General features: G+C 73.3%; 18 protein-coding genes. 9 read left to right on the forward strand and 9 right to left on the reverse strand.

Going from position 1 to position 16,066, the window contains the following annotated elements; genetic code table 11:
• Positions 1-4 precede the first annotated feature (4 nt).
• The 4 genes from J3P36_RS12975 to J3P36_RS12990 all read left to right on the forward strand — a co-directional run bounded on the left by J3P36_RS12975 (position 5) and on the right by J3P36_RS12990 (position 3,389).
• A complete protein-coding gene (locus J3P36_RS12975; protein ID WP_210508636.1) occupies positions 5-1,270 on the forward strand; it encodes a glycosyltransferase 87 family protein in 1,266 nt (421 codons plus the stop codon).
• A gap of 29 nt (positions 1,271-1,299) precedes the next feature.
• Entirely contained in the window at positions 1,300-1,632 is a 333-nt protein-coding gene (locus J3P36_RS12980) for a thiamine-binding protein (protein ID WP_210508637.1), read from the forward strand.
• A 16-nt stretch (positions 1,633-1,648) separates the two neighbouring features.
• A complete protein-coding gene (locus J3P36_RS12985; protein WP_210508638.1) occupies positions 1,649-2,035 on the forward strand; it encodes a DUF1801 domain-containing protein in 387 nt (128 codons plus the stop codon).
• 100 nt (positions 2,036-2,135) lie between these two features.
• The gene (locus J3P36_RS12990; protein WP_210508639.1) at positions 2,136-3,389 is read left to right on the forward strand and encodes an MFS transporter; all 1,254 of its coding nucleotides are present in this window, start codon (positions 2,136-2,138) and stop codon (positions 3,387-3,389) included.
• Positions 3,390-3,567: 178 nt separating this feature from the next.
• Here J3P36_RS12990 and J3P36_RS12995 read toward each other — a convergent pair whose 3' ends face one another.
• The 4 genes from J3P36_RS12995 to J3P36_RS13010 form a co-directional block, all read right to left on the reverse strand.
• Positions 3,568-4,221 carry a response regulator transcription factor gene (locus J3P36_RS12995; RefSeq protein WP_210508880.1) on the reverse strand — a complete coding sequence of 218 codons (654 nt, stop codon included), beginning with the start codon at positions 4,219-4,221 and terminating at the stop codon, positions 3,568-3,570.
• Positions 4,222-4,273: 52 nt separating this feature from the next.
• Positions 4,274-5,548 (reverse strand): hypothetical protein, encoded by a 1,275-nt coding sequence (locus tag J3P36_RS13000; protein WP_307807091.1) that lies wholly within the window; start codon positions 5,546-5,548, stop codon positions 4,274-4,276.
• Positions 5,545-6,750 (reverse strand): sensor histidine kinase, encoded by a 1,206-nt coding sequence (locus J3P36_RS13005; RefSeq protein WP_210508640.1) that lies wholly within the window; start codon positions 6,748-6,750, stop codon positions 5,545-5,547. Before J3P36_RS13005 ends, J3P36_RS13000 begins: the two co-directional genes overlap by 4 nt.
• Before the next feature lie 209 nt (positions 6,751-6,959).
• A complete protein-coding gene (locus tag J3P36_RS13010) occupies positions 6,960-7,586 on the reverse strand; it encodes a response regulator transcription factor (RefSeq protein WP_307807092.1) in 627 nt (208 codons plus the stop codon).
• Between the two features lie 289 nt (positions 7,587-7,875).
• On the opposite strand from J3P36_RS13010, the gene J3P36_RS13015 reads away from it, so the two are divergent.
• Positions 7,876-8,067: a hypothetical protein gene (locus J3P36_RS13015; RefSeq protein WP_210508642.1), complete on the forward strand. Its 192-nt coding sequence runs from the start codon at positions 7,876-7,878 to the stop codon at positions 8,065-8,067.
• Here J3P36_RS13015 and J3P36_RS13020 read toward each other — a convergent pair.
• From J3P36_RS13020 to J3P36_RS13030, 3 genes are all read right to left on the reverse strand, one after another.
• On the reverse strand, positions 8,057-9,274 hold the full coding sequence (locus J3P36_RS13020; RefSeq protein ID WP_210508643.1) for a homoserine O-acetyltransferase: 1,218 nt from the start codon (positions 9,272-9,274) through the stop codon (positions 8,057-8,059). The genes J3P36_RS13015 and J3P36_RS13020 overlap by 11 nt on opposite strands.
• Positions 9,275-9,403: 129 nt before the next feature.
• A complete protein-coding gene (locus J3P36_RS13025) occupies positions 9,404-10,717 on the reverse strand; it encodes a bifunctional o-acetylhomoserine/o-acetylserine sulfhydrylase (protein WP_210508644.1) in 1,314 nt (437 codons plus the stop codon).
• A gap of 81 nt (positions 10,718-10,798) precedes the next feature.
• Positions 10,799-11,887, reverse strand: coding sequence for an acyltransferase family protein (locus tag J3P36_RS13030; RefSeq protein WP_210508645.1), 1,089 nt, complete (start codon positions 11,885-11,887; stop codon positions 10,799-10,801).
• 81 nt (positions 11,888-11,968) lie between these two features.
• Between J3P36_RS13030 and J3P36_RS13035 the strand changes: the two genes are divergently transcribed.
• Positions 11,969-12,742 (forward strand): SDR family oxidoreductase, encoded by a 774-nt coding sequence (locus J3P36_RS13035; RefSeq protein ID WP_210508646.1) that lies wholly within the window; start codon positions 11,969-11,971, stop codon positions 12,740-12,742.
• A 23-nt stretch (positions 12,743-12,765) separates the two neighbouring features.
• Here J3P36_RS13035 and J3P36_RS13040 read toward each other — a convergent pair whose 3' ends face one another.
• Positions 12,766-13,455, reverse strand: coding sequence for a hypothetical protein (locus J3P36_RS13040; protein WP_210508647.1), 690 nt, complete (start codon positions 13,453-13,455; stop codon positions 12,766-12,768).
• Positions 13,452-13,997 (reverse strand): helix-turn-helix domain-containing protein, encoded by a 546-nt coding sequence (locus J3P36_RS13045; RefSeq protein WP_210508648.1) that lies wholly within the window; start codon positions 13,995-13,997, stop codon positions 13,452-13,454. The genes J3P36_RS13040 and J3P36_RS13045 overlap by 4 nt, the downstream gene beginning before the upstream one ends.
• A 52-nt stretch (positions 13,998-14,049) precedes the next feature.
• Between J3P36_RS13045 and J3P36_RS13050 the strand changes: the two genes are divergently transcribed.
• From J3P36_RS13050 to J3P36_RS13060, 3 genes are read left to right on the forward strand one after another with little or no spacing between them, the layout of a single operon-like run.
• Positions 14,050-14,571: a phosphoribosyltransferase gene (locus tag J3P36_RS13050; RefSeq protein ID WP_210508649.1), complete on the forward strand. Its 522-nt coding sequence runs from the start codon at positions 14,050-14,052 to the stop codon at positions 14,569-14,571.
• A 23-nt stretch (positions 14,572-14,594) separates the two neighbouring features.
• Positions 14,595-15,323: a Type 1 glutamine amidotransferase-like domain-containing protein gene (locus tag J3P36_RS13055; protein ID WP_210508650.1), complete on the forward strand. Its 729-nt coding sequence runs from the start codon at positions 14,595-14,597 to the stop codon at positions 15,321-15,323.
• A gap of 18 nt (positions 15,324-15,341) precedes the next feature.
• Positions 15,342-16,040: a uracil-DNA glycosylase gene (locus J3P36_RS13060; protein ID WP_210508651.1), complete on the forward strand. Its 699-nt coding sequence runs from the start codon at positions 15,342-15,344 to the stop codon at positions 16,038-16,040.
• Positions 16,041-16,066 lie beyond the last annotated feature (26 nt).

A 16,066-nucleotide genomic window follows, 5' to 3' on the forward strand; every position in this document is an offset into this window, starting at 1 on the left:
CAGCATGACCGAACGAGGGGTCTCGGTCAGCAGAGCGCGTCGAATTGTTACAGGGCCGATCGGCGCCTGGGCGGCGTTCGTCCTGGTGCACTCCGCGCTCGCTCTGATCAACCTGCTCGACACCGTGCACCTGCCCTTCGGCGACGTCGTGCAGGTGTACCGCTTCTGGATGGACTACGCCGCCGAGAACGGCGTCCTGGTCGGCATCGACACCGGCTGGGTGTACCCGGTGGGGGCCCTGCTGCCGATGGGGATCGCCTACCTGTTCGGGCCCGAGCCGTACGGCGTCGTGTGGCTCGGGCTCGTCACGCTGCTCGACGCGGCCGCGTTCGCGGTGCTGCTGCGCCGGCGCCCCGCCGCCGCGTGGTGGTGGGTCGCGTTCCTCGCCGCGCTCGGCCCGGTCGCGCTCGGCCGCCTCGACTCCGTCACCGCGCCGCTCGCCATCCTCGGCCTGCTGTGGCTGTCCTCGCGCCCGGTGCTCGCGGGCGCCCTGCTCGGCCTCGGCGCCTGGATCAAGGTGTGGCCGGCCGCCCTGCTCGCCGCCGGGGTGCTGGCGGTCCGCCGCCGATCCGCCCTCGTCCTCGGCGGGGCCGGCGTGAGCCTCGCGGTGCTCGCGGCCGCGCTCGTCCTCGGCGGCGGCGCGAACATCCTCGGCTTCATCGCGACGCAGGGGAGCCGCGGCCTGCAGGTGGAGGCGCCGGTCAGCTCGTGGTGGCTGTGGCAGTCGGTGCTCGGCCTCGACGGCGCGCGGATCTACTACGACCAGGAGATCCTCACCTATCAGGTGCTCGGCGACGGGGTCGCGACCGCGTCCGCCGCCATGACGCCCCTCCTCGTCGCGGCCGTCGCGGTGCTGCTGCTGCTCGCGCTGCGCGCGATGCGCCGCGACGTCGGCACCGAGGCGCTGCTCGTTCCGCTGACCCTCGCCCTGGTCGTCGCGATGCTCGTCTTCAACAAGGTGGGCTCGCCGCAGTTCGTCGCGTGGCTCGCCGCGCCCGTCCTGCTCGCGCTGGTCCTGCGGCGGCCGGACGCGCTCGTCTGGGCCGGGTCGGTGTTCGCGATCGCGCTGCTCACGCAGATCGTCTACCCGTGGGCGTACGGCCCGCTCATCCGAGGCGACTCCCTCGCGGCTTCCGTGCTCACGCTGCGGAACCTCGGGCTCGTCGCGGTGCTCGCCCTCGCGGTCCGCGCGCTGTGGCGGCTCCCCGGATCCTCGCACCCGGACCCGGTAGACCGGACCCCGACGGTCCTGACCGCCGACCGCACCTGAACCGACCCCCGATCCGCCCAGGAGGCATCATGCTCGTCGCATTCTCGGTCGCCCCGAGCGGGAGGGAGGCCGCCGGCGACTCCCTGCACGACGCCGTCGCGGCGGCGGTCCGCGTGGTCCGCGAGTCGGGGCTGCCGAACTCCACCGACTCCATGTTCACGACTCTCGAGGGCGAGTGGGACGAGGTCTTCGACGTGATCAAACGGGCCACGGAGGCGGTCGGCGCTTACGGCACGCGCGTGTCCCTCGTGCTGAAGGCCGACATCCGGCCCGGCCGCACCGGCGAGCTGGAGGGCAAGGTGCAGCGGCTCGAGGAGGCGCTGAATCGGCAGCAGGACTCACCGGGCCCGGCCGGTCGATGAGCGAGGAGGCGGATCCATGAGCGACAGGCTGCGCGCGGAGGACGAGCTCGAGCGGCTGCTCCCCGGACATCCGCCCGAGGTGCGCGAGCTCGCCCGGGACGCGGCCGCCGCCATCCTCGACGCCACCCCGGGGCTCCTGGTGCGGGCCGCGCCGGGCTGGCACTCCCTCAACGTGCGGCATCCGCAGGCGGGACACGTCTGTGCGATCTTCCCGTTCGACGACCGCGTCGACATCGCGTTCGAGGAGGGGCACCGGCTGAGCGACCCGTGGGGCGCGCTCGAGGAGGGGACGTCCAGCTCGAGGCGGGTGCGCTACGTGCGGCTGAGGCCGGGCGACCGCGTGGATCCGGCGATGCTGTCCGCGCTCGTCGAGGAGTCGATCGTGCTCCGGCTCTCCCGCTGATCCGCCCGCTCGCCGGGAACGCTCGCGCCGGCGCCGATCGGCACGTAGCCTGGAGGACCGGCGATGGCGCCTCCTTCCTCTTCCCCCTCAGGAGCGCCTCGTGCCCTACAGTCCCGCTCGCGTCCGCTTCGCGCTGCTCGCCCTCGCCCTCGGCGGCTTCGGCATCGGCTGCACCGAGTTCGTCGCGATGGGGCTCCTGCCCGACCTCGCGCGCGACCTGCTGCCGGACGTGTACGCGGCGTCGCCGGAGCAGGCGAACGGGCAGGCCGGCAACCTGATCGCCGCCTACGCGCTCGGTGTCGTGGTGGGCGCCCCGACGATCGCCGCGTTCGCCGCGCGCTTCTCGCGCAAGCGGCTGCTGCTCGTGCTGCTCGCCGTGATCACTGTCGCGACGCTCGCCGCGGCCGTCCTGCCCTCGTTCGGCCTCGTCTTCGCCGCGCGCTTCGTCGCCGCCCTGCCGCACGGCGCCTACTTCGGTGTCGCCGCCCTCGTCGCCGCCTCCCTGCTCGGCCCCGGCAAGCGGGGCCAGGGCACCGCGTTCGTCATGGGCGGGCTCACGATCGCGAACGTCGTCGGCGTCCCGGCCATCACCTGGCTCGGTCAGCACGCGGGCTGGCGGCTCGCGTACGTCGTGGTCGCCGCTCTGTTCGCGCTGACCTTCGTGGCGGTCGCCCTCGTCGTCCCGGCGCAGCCGGGCAATCCGGGTGCCACCGTGCGGGGGGAGCTCCGCGCGTTCCGCCGGTCGCAGGTCTGGTTCACGCTCGGCGTCGGCTCGATCGGGTTCAGCGGCCTGTTCGCGGTCTACACCTACGTCTCGCCGATCGCCACGGACGTCACCGGGCTGCCGCTCGCGACCGTGCCGATCGTGCTCATCGTCTTCGGCCTCGGCATGACGGCCGGCAACTTCTCGGGCGGCTGGTTCGTGGACCGCGGCGTCCGGCGGGCGCTCTTCACCGCCTTCGGCGGCGTCGTCGCGGCGCTCGTCGTGCTGCTGCTCACCGTGTCGACGGTCGCCGGGCTGTTCGCGTGCTGCTTCCTCCTCGGCGCCGCGGTCGGCGCGGGCTCGATCGCGCTCCAGGTGCGCCTCATGGACGTGGCGGGCGACAGCCAGACCATCGCCGCCGCCGTCAACCACTCGGCGCTCAACATCGGCAACACGCTCGGCGCCGCCCTCGGCGGCGCGGTGGTCGCGGCGGGCCTCGGCTACGTCGCCCCGATCACGGTCGGCCTCGCGCTCAGCATCGCGGGCCTGCTGCTCGCGGTCGTGAGCTTCACCGTGGACGCCCGGCAGCGCCGCGCCGCGGCCGCCGCACCGGCGGAGCGGGCGCCCGAGCTGGTCGGCGACCGGGCGTAGCCCGCGACTGAGTGCGCCGAGTGCGCCCCTGCGCACCGAGTGCACCCCGGGCCCAGGGCGCACTCGGCGTTTCGGGGCGCATTCGACGAGGGACGCGCAGGCGTAGCGGTACCCTCCCGGAAACGCCGAAGGCACCGGCGCGGTCGCGCTCGGTGCCTTCGGAGGGACGCGGGTCGCGTCAGTCGGTCTGCAGGAGGATGCCGTCCTGGATGGCGCGGCGACGGAGGGCGACCTTGGTGCCCACGTCGAAGCCGGCGACGCGGTACTTCTCGCGGATGCGCTTGAGGTAGCTCTTCGCGGTCTCCTCGGAGATGCCGAGCTCGTAGGCGACCGTCTTCACCGGCTCGCCGCCGCCGTAGAGCGCCATGACGCGGCGCTCCTGGGCGCTCAGCTTCGGGGCGCCGCCGACGTCGCCCGCGTGCAGGGCCAGGTCGAGCTCGGCCGAGATGTAGGACTCGCCCCGGTAGGCGGCGCGGAGGGCGTCGACGATCATCGACGCGTCCTCGCTCTTCACCAGGTAGCCGAGGGCGCCGGCGGCGAGGGCCTCGCGGACCACGTTCGGCTCGGCGTAGGTGCTCATGATCACGGTCTTCACGCCGGTCGTCTTCAGCGTCGAGAGCTTCAGCGAGACCGGGATGTTGTCCTTCAGGTCCAGGTCGAGCAGCACGACGTCCACCGGGAACTCCGGGTGCGTGAGGAGCTCCGGCCAGCTCGCGACCGCGGCGACCATCTCGATGTCGCTGGCGGCGTTGCGGATCCACTCCGTCAGCGCGCCGAGCAGCATCTTGTGGTCGTCGACGAGGGCGAGTCGGATCGGGGGTCGGGGTTCGATCACTGGATCTCCTGAATACTTCCGGGGGCGGCCGTCCTCGGGCGAGACGCGGTCATGAGTCGCTGGGGCTGTCGACGAGGCACTCGATCTCGAGGCGGAGGCTTCCGTCCCGCACCGAGTCGGTGTGCCGGCCGACCTTGCGGATAGCGTCCCATGCAGCCGGGTCGACACGGCCCCGCGCCACGCCGGACGTCTCGATGAGGATCGGCACGCACATGCGGCGGAGGGCGCCCTCGAGCGGCTGGACGGGGCCGAGCGTGATGCGGGCCTTGCGGACGCCCGCCTCGCGGGGCGCCCGGTCGGCGACGAGCAGCCAGATGGTCGACAGCAGGCCGTCGCGCTGGCGCGGGTCGAGGAGGCCGGCGAGGCTCGCCGGGTCGCTGAGCGTGACGGCGGGGCCGAGCAGCTCGGACTCCGACACGGCGTGGTACAGCCACGTCTCACGGCGGCCCTCGATGAGGTGCAGGCGCAGCTCGGTGGCGAGCGAGGCGGCCGTCTGGGCGAGCTTCGGCGTGAGCGGCAGCGGGGTCCGCCCGCTCGCCACGCCCTCGAGCAGCTGCTCGGCGGCGAGGTCGAGGCGGGCGAGCTCCTCGGAGGCGAGCATGCCGACCGCGAACCGGGGGGCGGACACCGTGCTCTGCACGAGCACGCGGTCGAGCTCCAGCGTCACCATGCGGCGGAACGTGCGGAGGATGAGCGCCCCGAGCACCGCCGGGGCGACGGCGCGGGCCAGCATCGCGATGCCGGGGGCGAGATCGTCCGGGTCCACGACGCCGTCGAGGACGTCGGCGGCGACCAGGATCCCGCCGACCACGGCCGCCGCGGCGAGGATCTGCCGGGTCGGCCGGACGCCCGCGACCGCGAGCAGCCCGACCCCGGCGGAGATGGACGCGGTCGCGTTGCCGGCGACGTTGCCGAGGGACCACGCCGAGACGACGTCGAGCACGATGACGACGGCCAGGCCGCCGAGGAAGCCGAGGAACATCCGGTCGGGGAGGCGGTCGTCGTTCCTGCGGATGACGACGCCGACCGCGACGAGCAGCGCCGCGTAGAGCAGCCAGGCGACCGCCGCGGCCGCGGGGATCGGATACGTGTCCCACTGCAGCGTGAAGCGGACGAGGTCGTACGTCGAGATGATGACGCACACCGCCATCGCGCCGATGCCGAGGAAGCCGGTGCCGAGGCTGCCCGCGTTCTCGTCGATGATGCGCGAGCTCGCGAAGCTCGGCAGGCGCAGCGCCGAGCGCTTGCGCTGCTGCTGCCCGGGCACGGCGCCGAGAGTGTTCTCCTCGAGCCCGTTCGGGGCCAGGTCACTGATCGCGGTCACGGGCGCGGCACCTCCAGCACGACGGTGGTGCCCGAGCCGGGCGCCGAGAACACGCGGGCGTTGCCGCCCACCTCGCGCAGCCGGGCGAGCACCGATTCCTTGAACCCGAGACGGCCCTCGCCGATCGCCGACACGTCGAAGCCGACGCCCTGGTCGGTGACGAGGGCGCGGATGGTGGTGTCGTCGTCGGTGATCGTGACGTGCGCCTCCGACACCCCGGCGTGCCGCCGGACGTTCTCGAGGCACTCGGCGAGCGAGCCGAGGAACGCGTCGAGCACGTCGCTCGGCAGCAGGACCTGACCCGTGCCGTGCCAGCTGACCCCGAGGCCCATCCGGCCGAAGCGCTGCTTCACGTTCTCGAGCGTGTTGCCGAGCGCGGACTCGGAGGTCGGCTGCAGCGCGTACTGCCCGCTCGATTTCGGCGTCGGCGTGGTGCCGAGGCGCAGCTGGCGGAGCAGCCGCGCGTCGTCGCCCGCCTGGTGGATGAGCGCGTTCGCCGACACCCCGACGCCCGAGTGGGCGAGCAGCGTGAGCGTCGCGAGGACCGTGTCGTGCAGGAGGCGGGCGCCCTGGCGGCGCTGGGCCTCCGTCTCGCTCGCCTGCCGCTCGGCGCGGTGGGCGCGGCCGATGTTCGAGATGCGGCGGGCCGCGCGCACCACACCCGCGTTGAGCAGCAGGCCGATGACGACCGCGATCGCCCAGCCGCCGAACAGCACCGCGACCGTGAGCGGCATGGTGGCGCGGCCCGCGAGGGTGACGAGCAGGACGACGAGGGTGGCCGTGAACGCGAGCCCGAGCACGATCATGCGGCCGAGCGAGATCGTGAGCACGATGCCGACGCTCGCGATCGCCCAGCCGACGAGGATGCGGATCCCGATGATCGCCGCGGTGCTGAGCCCGGTGGGGGAGGCGGCTACGCCGGTCACCGCCTGGAGGGCGCCGACGTCGGCGAGGTGGATCACGAGCAGCAGCAGGATGCCCGTCCCTGCGGCGAGCGGTGGCCAGAGCAGCGAGCGGGTGCGGCCGAGCTGGTACAGGAGAGCCGTGAACGCCCCGAACAGCGGCACGAGGAGGACGAGGGTGGCGGGCGCGACGGCGCCGGGCATGGCGAGGCAGAGGAGGGCGACGACGGCGCCGGTCATGCCGATGAGGCGGGCGCTCCGCGAGACGAGGCGGTCGCGCTCTTTGACGATGCGTTCCATGGGCTTCCTGCGCAGTCGGGGCGGGGGTCCGTGTGGATCCGGGCCCGCGGTGCGGGGCTCCGTGGCCGCCGACGGGTCGGCGGAGCGGACCTCGGGCGGTCCGTGCGCTCATGCTGACATCGGCCGCGTCCGAAGCTGGGAAGCCACTCCGAGAGCGCGTGGGATGCGCGCCCGAACGGCCGTCCCTGCTGCAGAGGGTGGGGGCGAGGTTATTCCGGGGTGATCCAGCCCTCGCGGATCGCGTGGCGGCGCAGCAGCACCTTGGTGCCGAGGTCCACGCCGATGGCGCGGTACTTGCGGCGGCCGCGCTTGATGTACGACTTGATCGTCTCCTCGGTCGTGCTCATGTCGGAGGCGACCTCCTTGATGGAGCGGCCGGAGGCGTAGAGCACGAGGGCGCGCTGCTCCTGCTTGCCGAGGTTCGGCTCGACGCTGCTCTCGAAGTCGTCGAGTGCCTTGCGCACCGCGTCGCTCGGTTCGGCGCGGCCGTCGGCCGCCGCGTGCACGGTGGCGATGAGGGCGTCCGCGGACTCGGTCTTGCCGACGAAGGCGGCGGCGCCGGCCTGGATGGCGCCGTAGATGGAGCCCGAGTCGGCGTGCCGCGAGATGACGACCGTCTTGCTGCCCGCGGCCGTCAGCACCCGCAGCTTCGTCGAGACGGGGATGTTGTCCTCGAGGTTCAGGTCGAGGATGACGACATCGACCGGGAACTCCGGGTGCGACACGAGCGCGCCCCACGATGAGACCGCCGCGACGACCTGCAGGCCGGTCCGCGGCGCGCCGAGGCGCGCCTCGAGTCCGTCCAGGACCAGGCGGTGGTCGTCGACGAGTGCCACTCTCAGCCGAGGAGGGCGGCGGGGCGTCTGGGGGATAGGCACAGGGTTGTCACCTTCTAACCTCAGCGAGCAGTCTAGGGGTCGCGCCCCCGTCCGGCACCCCCGTTCTCGGGCCATGGAACGCGCCTGCGGCGTCCGGACCGGCGCCCCCTCGGCGTGCGCGGACAGCCCCTCCCGCATCCCGCGCAGCGCTCCCCCCGGACTGGGGAGGCCGCGGCGCGGGTCGGGGCGGGACCGCGCCCCTATCTTGGAGCGACGCCCACGGAAGGGCGCGCACAGGGGGACCCGGATGGCACTACTCGCCGCGCTTGCCGCGCAGCTCGACAGCACTTCTCTCACCGCGAGCGTCGCGGGCAACCTGGTGCTGATCGGTGTTTCCGTCGTCGGCCTGACCGCCGCCGCCGCGCTGCTTGGCACGGCCCGCGAGATCCGCGCAGAGCGCAGCGACCCGCTCAACGAGCGGCACTACATCAACTTCTAGCCGGCACCTCGAGCAGCCGCGCGAGGGCGCGGCCGACGCCGTCGTTCTCGATGAGGAAGCCGTCGTGGCCGTACTCGCTCTCGAGGATCACGGGCTCATCCCCGTCGAGGGCGCCCGGCGCGTGGCGGGCGATGACCCGCTGGTCGGCGACCGGGAACAGGCGGTCGCTGTCGGTGCCGAGCACGAGCGTCGGGGTGGTGAGCCGGGACAGCGCCGCCTCGACACCGCCGCGATCGCGCCCGACGTCGTGCGAGCTCATCGCCTGCACGAGCCGGATGTAGCTGTTCGCGTCGAAGCGGCGCGTGAACTTGTTGCCGTGGAAGTCGAGGTACGACTCGACGGCGAAGCGGCCGCCGGAGCCGAGCGGATCGAGGGTGCTCTGCCACGACCGCGAGAAGCGGGCGTTGAGCTCGCTCGGGCTGCGGTAGTTGAGCAGCGCCATCCGCCGGGCGAGGGCGAGGCCGGCGTGCGGCCCGTCGCCGTCCGCGGCGCCGTAGTACCAGCCGGACCGGTAGCGCGGGTCCATCCGGATCGCCTCGAGCTGCACCGAGTTGAGGGCGATCTGGTCCGCGCTCGCGGAGGGCGGTGCGGCGAGGACCGCGAGCCGCTCCAGGCGCTCCGCATGCATCAGACCCCACTCCAGGGCGTGCATGCCGGCCATGGAGCCGCCGATCACCGCGGCCCACCGGTCGATGCCGATGGCGTCGGTGAAGAGACGCTGGGCCTCCACCTGGTCGCGGATGGTCACGTGCGGGAACCGCGGCCCCCACTCGCGGAGGTCGGGTGCGAGGGACGCGGGACCGGTGCTGCCCTGGCATCCGCCGAGCACGTTCGGGGCGACCACGAACCAGCGGTCGGTGTCGACGGCGAGGCCCGGCCCGACGATTCCGGACCACCAGCCGCCCGTCGGCTGTCCGGGACCGGCGGGACCGGCGACGTGCGGGTCGCCGGTGAGAGCGTGCAGCACGAGCACCGCGTTGTCGCGCGCGGGGGACAGCTCGCCGAACGTCTCGTAGGCGATGCGCACCCCCGGCAGTGTCGCGCCGCTCTCGAGCTGCATCGTGCCGATGGGGACGAAGCGGCGGCCGGCGACGGGGTCGCCCTCCCGCCAGGCGCCGGTGGCCGGCGGCTTCCCGAGCACGGCACGCTGATCCGCTTCTGTGATGATCGCGGACGGCACCGCGTCCTCGGGGATCTGCCAGTCCATCGCTCGTTCAGTATGCGGGAGCGCCGGCCGCCGTCCGGACCGTGTTACGCGGGCGGGGAACGCGGAACCGCCCGGCCCCCGCCCGCGCGCGTGCGCGGGACGGGGACCGGGCGGTCCGGGGGAGGAGTGTTACGCCTCGACGGCCGAGAGGGCGCGCGCCGCGGCGAGGCCCGCCTCGAGGTCGGCCTTCAGGTCGTCGATGTTCTCGAGGCCGACGGAGAGGCGCACCAGGCCGGGCGTGACGCCGCTCGTCAGCTGCTGCTCGGGCGTCAGCTGGGAGTGGGTGGTCGACGCCGGGTGGATGACGAGCGAGCGCACGTCGCCGATGTTGGCCAGGTGGCTGAACAGCGTGAGGCTCTCGACGAACCGGCGGCCGGCGTCGACGCCGCCCTTCAGCTCGAACGACACGACGGCGCCGACGCCCTTCGGGGCGTACCTGTTGGCGGCGGCGTACCAGGGGCTCGAGGGCAGGCCGGCGTAGCTGACGCTCGCGACGTCCGGGTGGTTCTCCAGCCACTCCGCGACCTCCTGGGCGTTCTGCACGTGGCGCTCGATGCGCAGCGAGAGGGTCTCGATGCCCTGCAGCAGCGTGAAGGCGCTGTCGGCCGAGATCGCGGCGCCGAGGTCGCGCAGCAGCTGCACGCGCGCCTTGATGATGTAGGCGAGCGGGTCGCCGACGGCCTGCGTGTACACCGCGCCGTGGTACGACGGGTCGGGCGTCGACAGGCCGGGGAACCTCTCCGTGTTCTTCGACCACTCGAACTTGCCGCCGTCGACGATGACACCGCCGATGACGACGCCGTGGCCGCCGAGGAACTTCGTCGCCGAGTGCACGACGATGTCGGCGCCGTGCTCGAAGGGGCGGATGAGGTAGGGCGTCGCGATCGTGTTGTCGACGATCAGCGGCACCCCGCTCTCGTGCGCCACGTCGGCGACGAGCGAGATGTCGAGCAGGTTGATCTTCGGGTTGCCGATCGTCTCCGCGAAGAACAGCTTCGTGTTGGGGCGGACGGCGCGGCGCCACTCGTCGGCGTCGTCCTGGTCCTCGACGAACGTCGTCTCGATGCCGAGGCGCGCGAGCGTGTACTTGAAGAGGTTGTACGTGCCGCCGTAGATCGAGCTCGACGAGACGATGTGGTCGCCCGCCTGAGCGATGTTGAGCACCGCGTACGTCTCCGCAGCCTGGCCGGAGGCGAGGAGGAGAGCGGCGGTGCCGCCCTCGAGCGCGGCGATGCGCTCCTCGACGACCGCCTGGGTCGGGTTCTGGATGCGGCTGTAGATGTTGCCGAACTCGGCGAGCGCGAACAGGTTCTTCGCGTGGTCCGCGCTGTTGAAGACGTAGGAGGTCGTCTTGTAGATCGGGGTCGCCCGGGCGTTGGTCACCGGGTCGGGAGCGGCGCCGGAGTGGATCTGCCGGGTCTCGAACTTCCAGTCGTTGGTCATGGCGCGAGCCTAGGGAGGGGGCGGAGGGCCCTCAACGCATTCCGCAACCCGGCGTAATACGCCCGAGCATCGGGCCCGTGCTCATTCCCGCCGAGCGGGGGCGGCAGGCGGCTTCTCGGGCTTCTCGCGGAGGAAGAGCCGGTCGACCTGGGGCTCGATGAGCGGCCGGAAGAACCTTCCGATCACGGGCGAGGAGAGCAGGAGGGTGATCGCGGCGGCGAGCACGAGCGCGAGGATCAGGCCGGGCACGGTCGCGTAGTCGGCGAGCGTCCCGGTCTCGCGGAGCGGGTACAGCAGGAACGTGTGCAGCAGGTAGACGTACAGCGTCGCGGTGCCGAGGGGGGTGAACCACGTCTGGCGGCGGGGGATGAGCGCGAGGACCGCGAGGCAGAGCAGTGCGGACAGGGCGATCACGCCGAGGCGGACGAGTCCCGCCCACCACTCGGTGTAGCCGAAGCGCTGGTAGGCCTCGTTGGCGAAGAAGAAGTCCTTGACCGTCTCCTCGCGCCAGAGGGGCAGGCCGGCGACGATCACGATCGCAACGGCGACGAGGAGCAGCGCCGCGCCCGCCCGCACGAGGGTCACGGTCCGCCGCGACGCCTCCTGCCACCGCTCGCCGGCGCGCTGCTGGCGCAGCTGCCAGCCGAGCACGAAGAACGGCAGCAGCTGGACGGTCCTGGACAGGGCCAGCGTGTTGTCGAGCTCCTCGGTGTAGCCGGCCGCGACGGCGGCGACGGTCGACCAGAGGAGCGGGAAGCGCAGGATGGCGATCACCGGCAGCACGAGGCGCCACAGGATGAGGGCAAGGAGGAACCACAGGGTCCACGAGGCGTTGACGAAGTTGACGGTGTCGTTGCCCTCGACGATCCACTGCACGACCGACCAGATCGTCTCGAAGATCAGGTAGGGGATGAGCAGGTCCGAGATGAGGCGCTTGAGGTCCTTCGTCTCGAGCCGCGCCTTCGCGAAGTGCCCGCTGACGAGCACGAACAGCGGGATGTGGAACGAGTAGATGAAGAGGTAGACGGCGAGGGCCTCGTCGAGGCTCCCGGCCATCCGCTGCACGGCGTGGCCGGCGACGACGAGGTAGATGGCGGCGAACCGGGCGTTGTCCCAGAGCGGGACGCGCACCCGCTGCGGGGCGGACCCCGGGGCGCCGGCGGTGCTCACCCGCCCAGCCTAGGGCGGGCCCGCTAGCGTGGAGCGGCAACGCACGGTCGCGGGCGCTGCGCCCGCACGGAAGGGAGTCGCGTGTCGGGCAAGCGAGCGGTCGTCACGGGAGCGAGCACGGGGATCGGCTGGGCCACGGTCGCCCTGCTGCGCGAGCACGGGTGGGAGGTGACCGGCGTCGCCCGGCGCGAGGACCGCCTCTCCGCGCTCGCCGAGGCCACCGGCGCCGACGTGGTCGCCGCCGATCTCACGGACGCCGCGGACGTCGAGCGGCTCCGCGCGCACCTCGAGGGTCTCGGGCGGCTCGACGCGCTCGTCAACAACGCGGGCGGCGCCCGCGGCATGGACCGCGTCGAGGACGGCGACCCGGACGACTGGCGGTGGATGTTCGAGGCGAACGTCCTCGCCGTCCAGCGGATCACCGCCGCGCTGCTGCCGCTGCTGCGCTCGACCGCGGCCGAGGCGGGCAGCGCCGACATCGTCAACGTGACGTCGGTCGCCGCGGCGGAGGTCTACGAGGGCGGCGCCGGCTACAACGCGGCGAAGGCGGGCGAGGCGGCCCTGTCGAAGGTGCTGCGCCTCGAGCTCGCGGGGGAGCCGCTGCGCGTCATCGAGATCGCCCCGGGGATGGTCAAGACGGAGGAGTTCTCCCTGCGGCGCTTCGGCGGCGACCAGGAGCGGGCCGACCGGGTGTACGCGGGCGTCGCCGATCCGCTGTCCGCCGAGGACGTGGCCGGCGTGATCGCGTACGCGATCGAGCTGCCCGGTCACGTGAACCTCGACCACATCACGATCCGTCCGGTCGCGCAGGCGGCCCGGGACAAGGTGGTCCGCGGGCCGCTCGCGCCGCGCTGACCTGGAGCCGGCGGCGCCGCCCCTCAGCCGGCGAGGGCGAGCGCCAGCCCGCCGGCGAGCACCGCGGCGCCCGCGACCGCGAGTCCGGCCTCGGTGAGCGCGAGGTTCGTCCGCACGCCGCGCACGGCGAGCATGTTGACCGCGGAGTGCACCGGGATGGTCAGCACGACGAGCCAGGGTGCGGCGAACAGCGCGAGCGTGAAGCCGAGGTGGAGGGCGATCGCGCTCACCCGCTCGAGGAAGCCCCAGGCCGGGTGATGCGGCGTCATCATGCCCTGCGCGGCGAGCAGCTCGCGGGCCTCCCGCGACTTCTCGTCGTCGCGGTTCACGAGGCCGGCGATCACGAAGGTGTTGACGGCCACGAGCAGCACCTCGATCGCCGCCCAGCCGAAGCCGGCCCAGAGCGCGTCGGGCACGGAGCCAATCAGCAGGAGCACGAGGAGCACGCGGACGAGCTCCTCCGCCGGGCCGGAGAACCAGCCGACGACCGCCGCTGCGCGGTCCCGCGGCAGCCGGCGTGCGGCGAGGAGCGCGACCGGCTGCCGGAGCATCAGCGCGAGCAGCCAGCCGCCGGCGCCGGCGAGCAGGGGCAGCGCCGGGGGCGCGCCGACGACGACGAGCAGGACGACAGCGGCGAGAACCGCGGCGGGCAGCACGGCCACAGCATTGAGGCGGAGGCGCGGGGCGAGGCGGGCGTCGACGGTGTCGGTCATTCGGGGGCTCCGGAAGAGTCGATGGTGGGCAGGGTGACGGTGGCGAGGAGGCGGGGCGTCCGCCCGGGCTCCGGCGGGCGGTCGCTCCAGCGGGCGATGACCTCCCGCAGCTCGGCGAGGAACTCGGGGAGCTCCTCGTCGGAGAGGCGGAGCACGTGCTCGCGGAAGCCGACGCCGTCCGCGGCGAGGTCGACCTCGCCCTTCTCCAGGTAGCGCCCGTACTCGCCGAGGAGACCGGCGAGGAAGGTGCCGAAGTGGCGGAAGAGGTCGTCCCGGCTCGCGCCCGCGACCTCGTCGGCGGAGACGACGGCGGACCCGGTGAGGGCGAACGTGCGCTCGAGGGTGCCGCGCACGGCGCGCTCCTCGACGGCGGCGACGAGGCCGGCGGCCGCGAGGACGCCGAGGTGGCGGTAGAGGGTGGCCTGGGGGATGTCCGGCAGGGCGCGGGCGAGCTTCTTCGCGGTGCCCGGCCCCGCGGCGAGAGCGCGCAGGATGGCGAGGCGCTGCGGGTGCAGGATGGCGTCCGCCCTGGTCGTTCTCATGGTTGAGAACATTATCAGAAGTGAGAAGAAAAGGAGCCGCTAACGTAGCCGCATGTCGATCGAGGGTGCAGAAGCGGGAACGGCGGTCGACGAGGTGCGGCCCGCGCGCGAGGTGCTCGGCTGGCTCGAGTTCGGGGACGCGTCCCGGCAGCTCGCCCACTCGGTGGCGGAGTCCGGCTTCTCCCCGGAGATCGTCGTCGCCATCGCGCGCGGCGGGCTCCTGCTAGCCGGGTCGATCGCCTACGCGCTCGGCGTGAAGAGCTGCGGCAGCCTCAACGTCGAGTTCTACACCGGCGTCGACGAGCGCCTCGCGAAGCCGGAGATCCTGCCCCCGCTCCTCGACGGCGCCTCGCTCGCCGGCCGGCGCGTGCTGCTCGTCGATGACGTGTCCGACTCCGGCCGCACCCTCGCGCTCGCCGTCGAGCTGCTCCAGGGCCTCGACGCCGACGTCCGCAGCGTCACCCTCTACACGAAGCCGCGCACGATCCTCGTGCCCGACTACACCTGGCGCACCACCGACCGCTGGATCGTCTTCCCCTGGTCCGCCCTTCCCCCGGTCACCGAGAGCGCGTAGCCCGGTCCGGCTAGCCTGGACCGGTGAGCGTGCACCTGGTCGGCGGAGGATGGCCCGAGAACGGCGGGGGAGCGGCCTTCCGGGCCTTCGTCGAGGAGGCCGCCGCCCGGGCACGGGAAGCCGGGGTGCTCGGCGGTCCGCGGATCGCCGTCGTCGTCGTGCGCGACGGCGACCAGCTGGAGCACAGCGCGGCGCTGGTGGCGGAGGCCGCGCACGCGGGACCGATCGATGAGCGCGTCATCGCGCTCGCCGAGGGCGAGACCGCGGCTCCCGGGGTCCTCGCCGACTCGGACGGCATCCTCGTCGGCGGCGGGCTGACCCCCGCCTATCTGCAGAGCCTCGCCCCGCTCTTCGACGAGATCCGGGAGCGCGTCAGCGAGGGGGTGCCCTACCTCGGCTTCTCCGCGGGAGCGATGATCGCACCGGAGAGGGCGCTCGTCGGCGGCTGGCGGATCGGCGGCATCCCGGTCAGCCCCGAGGAGGCGGGTGAGGAGCTCGACGAGGTGACGATCGTCAACGGCATCGGGCTCCTCGACGTGACGGTCGAGGTGCACACCGCGCAGTGGGGGACGCTGTCCCGGCTCGTCGCGGCCACCGCGGCCGGGCTGACCGACGGAGGCGTGGCGATCGACGAGTCGACCGCCCTCATCGTCGGCGCGTCCGGCCTGAGTGTCGCCGGCTCCGGCAACGTCTGGCGCGTCGCCCCCGCCGAGCGGGGCGTCGTCGTCGACGTCCTCGCTTCCGCCGACTGACCGGCTTCTCCGCGGACTGTGCGCAGGACCCTCGCCGAGCTGGCGGCCGACGGCGACCTCGACCCCGGCTGGGCGGAGGCGCTCGCCCCCGCCCAGGATCGGCTCACCGCGCTCGGCGATTTCCTCCGCGCCGAGCACGCCGCCGGCCGCCCCTCGCTGCCCGCGGGCTCCGACGTGCTGCGCGCCTTCCGGACCCCGCTCGACGAGGTGCGCGTGCTCGTCGTGGGGCAGGACCCCTATCCGACGCCGGGCCACCCGATCGGGCTCGCGTTCGCGGTCGACCGGCACGTCCGGCCGGTCCCGCGCAGCCTCGCGAACATCTACCGGGAGCTGCGGGACGACCTCGGCATCCCGCCCGCCGAGCACGGCGACCTGTCGGCCTGGACCCGCTCCGGTGTCCTGCTGCTCAATCGCGTGCTCACCGTCCGGCCGGGTGCGCCCGGCTCGCACCGCGGCAGGGGCTGGGAGGCGGTCACCGAGCTCGCGATCACCCGGCTCGTCGAGCGCGGCGGCCCCCTCGTCGCCGTGCTCTGGGGCCGGCACGCGCAGACCCTGCAGCCGCTGCTCGGCGACGTGCCGGTGATCGCGTCCGCGCATCCGAGCCCGCTGTCGGCCTCGAGCGGCTTCTTCGGCTCGCGGCCGTTCAGCCGCGTCGACGCGGCGCTCGCCGCCCAGGGCGCTGCGCCCGTCGACTGGCGGGTGGACCGCGCCGAGTAGGTTGGTGCGGACCGGAACGGAGGATC

The sequence above is a fragment of the Naasia sp. SYSU D00057 genome (assembly GCF_017916505.1).
Lineage (GTDB): Bacteria > Actinomycetota > Actinomycetes > Actinomycetales > Microbacteriaceae > Naasia.

Bases quoted from the DNA above. Each gene is read 5' to 3' on its own strand.
- J3P36_RS13025 (WP_210508644.1), bottom strand. From the start codon at position 10,717: ATGACCAACGACTGGAAGTTCGAGACCCGGCAGATCCACTCCGGCGCC.
- J3P36_RS12985 (WP_210508638.1), top strand. From the start codon at position 1,649: ATGAGCGACAGGCTGCGCGCGGAGGACGAGCTCGAGCGGCTGCTCCCC.
- J3P36_RS13020 (WP_210508643.1), bottom strand. From the start codon at position 9,274: ATGGACTGGCAGATCCCCGAGGACGCGGTGCCGTCCGCGATCATCACA.
- J3P36_RS13005 (WP_210508640.1), bottom strand. From the start codon at position 6,750: ATGGAACGCATCGTCAAAGAGCGCGACCGCCTCGTCTCGCGGAGCGCC.
- J3P36_RS12980 (WP_210508637.1), top strand. From the start codon at position 1,300: ATGCTCGTCGCATTCTCGGTCGCCCCGAGCGGGAGGGAGGCCGCCGGC.
- J3P36_RS13050 (WP_210508649.1), top strand. From the start codon at position 14,050: ATGTCGATCGAGGGTGCAGAAGCGGGAACGGCGGTCGACGAGGTGCGG.
- J3P36_RS13045 (WP_210508648.1), bottom strand. From the start codon at position 13,997: ATGAGAACGACCAGGGCGGACGCCATCCTGCACCCGCAGCGCCTCGCC.
- J3P36_RS13015 (WP_210508642.1), top strand. From the start codon at position 7,876: ATGGCACTACTCGCCGCGCTTGCCGCGCAGCTCGACAGCACTTCTCTC.
- J3P36_RS12975 (WP_210508636.1), top strand. From the start codon at position 5: ATGACCGAACGAGGGGTCTCGGTCAGCAGAGCGCGTCGAATTGTTACA.
- J3P36_RS13040 (WP_210508647.1), bottom strand. From the start codon at position 13,455: ATGACCGACACCGTCGACGCCCGCCTCGCCCCGCGCCTCCGCCTCAAT.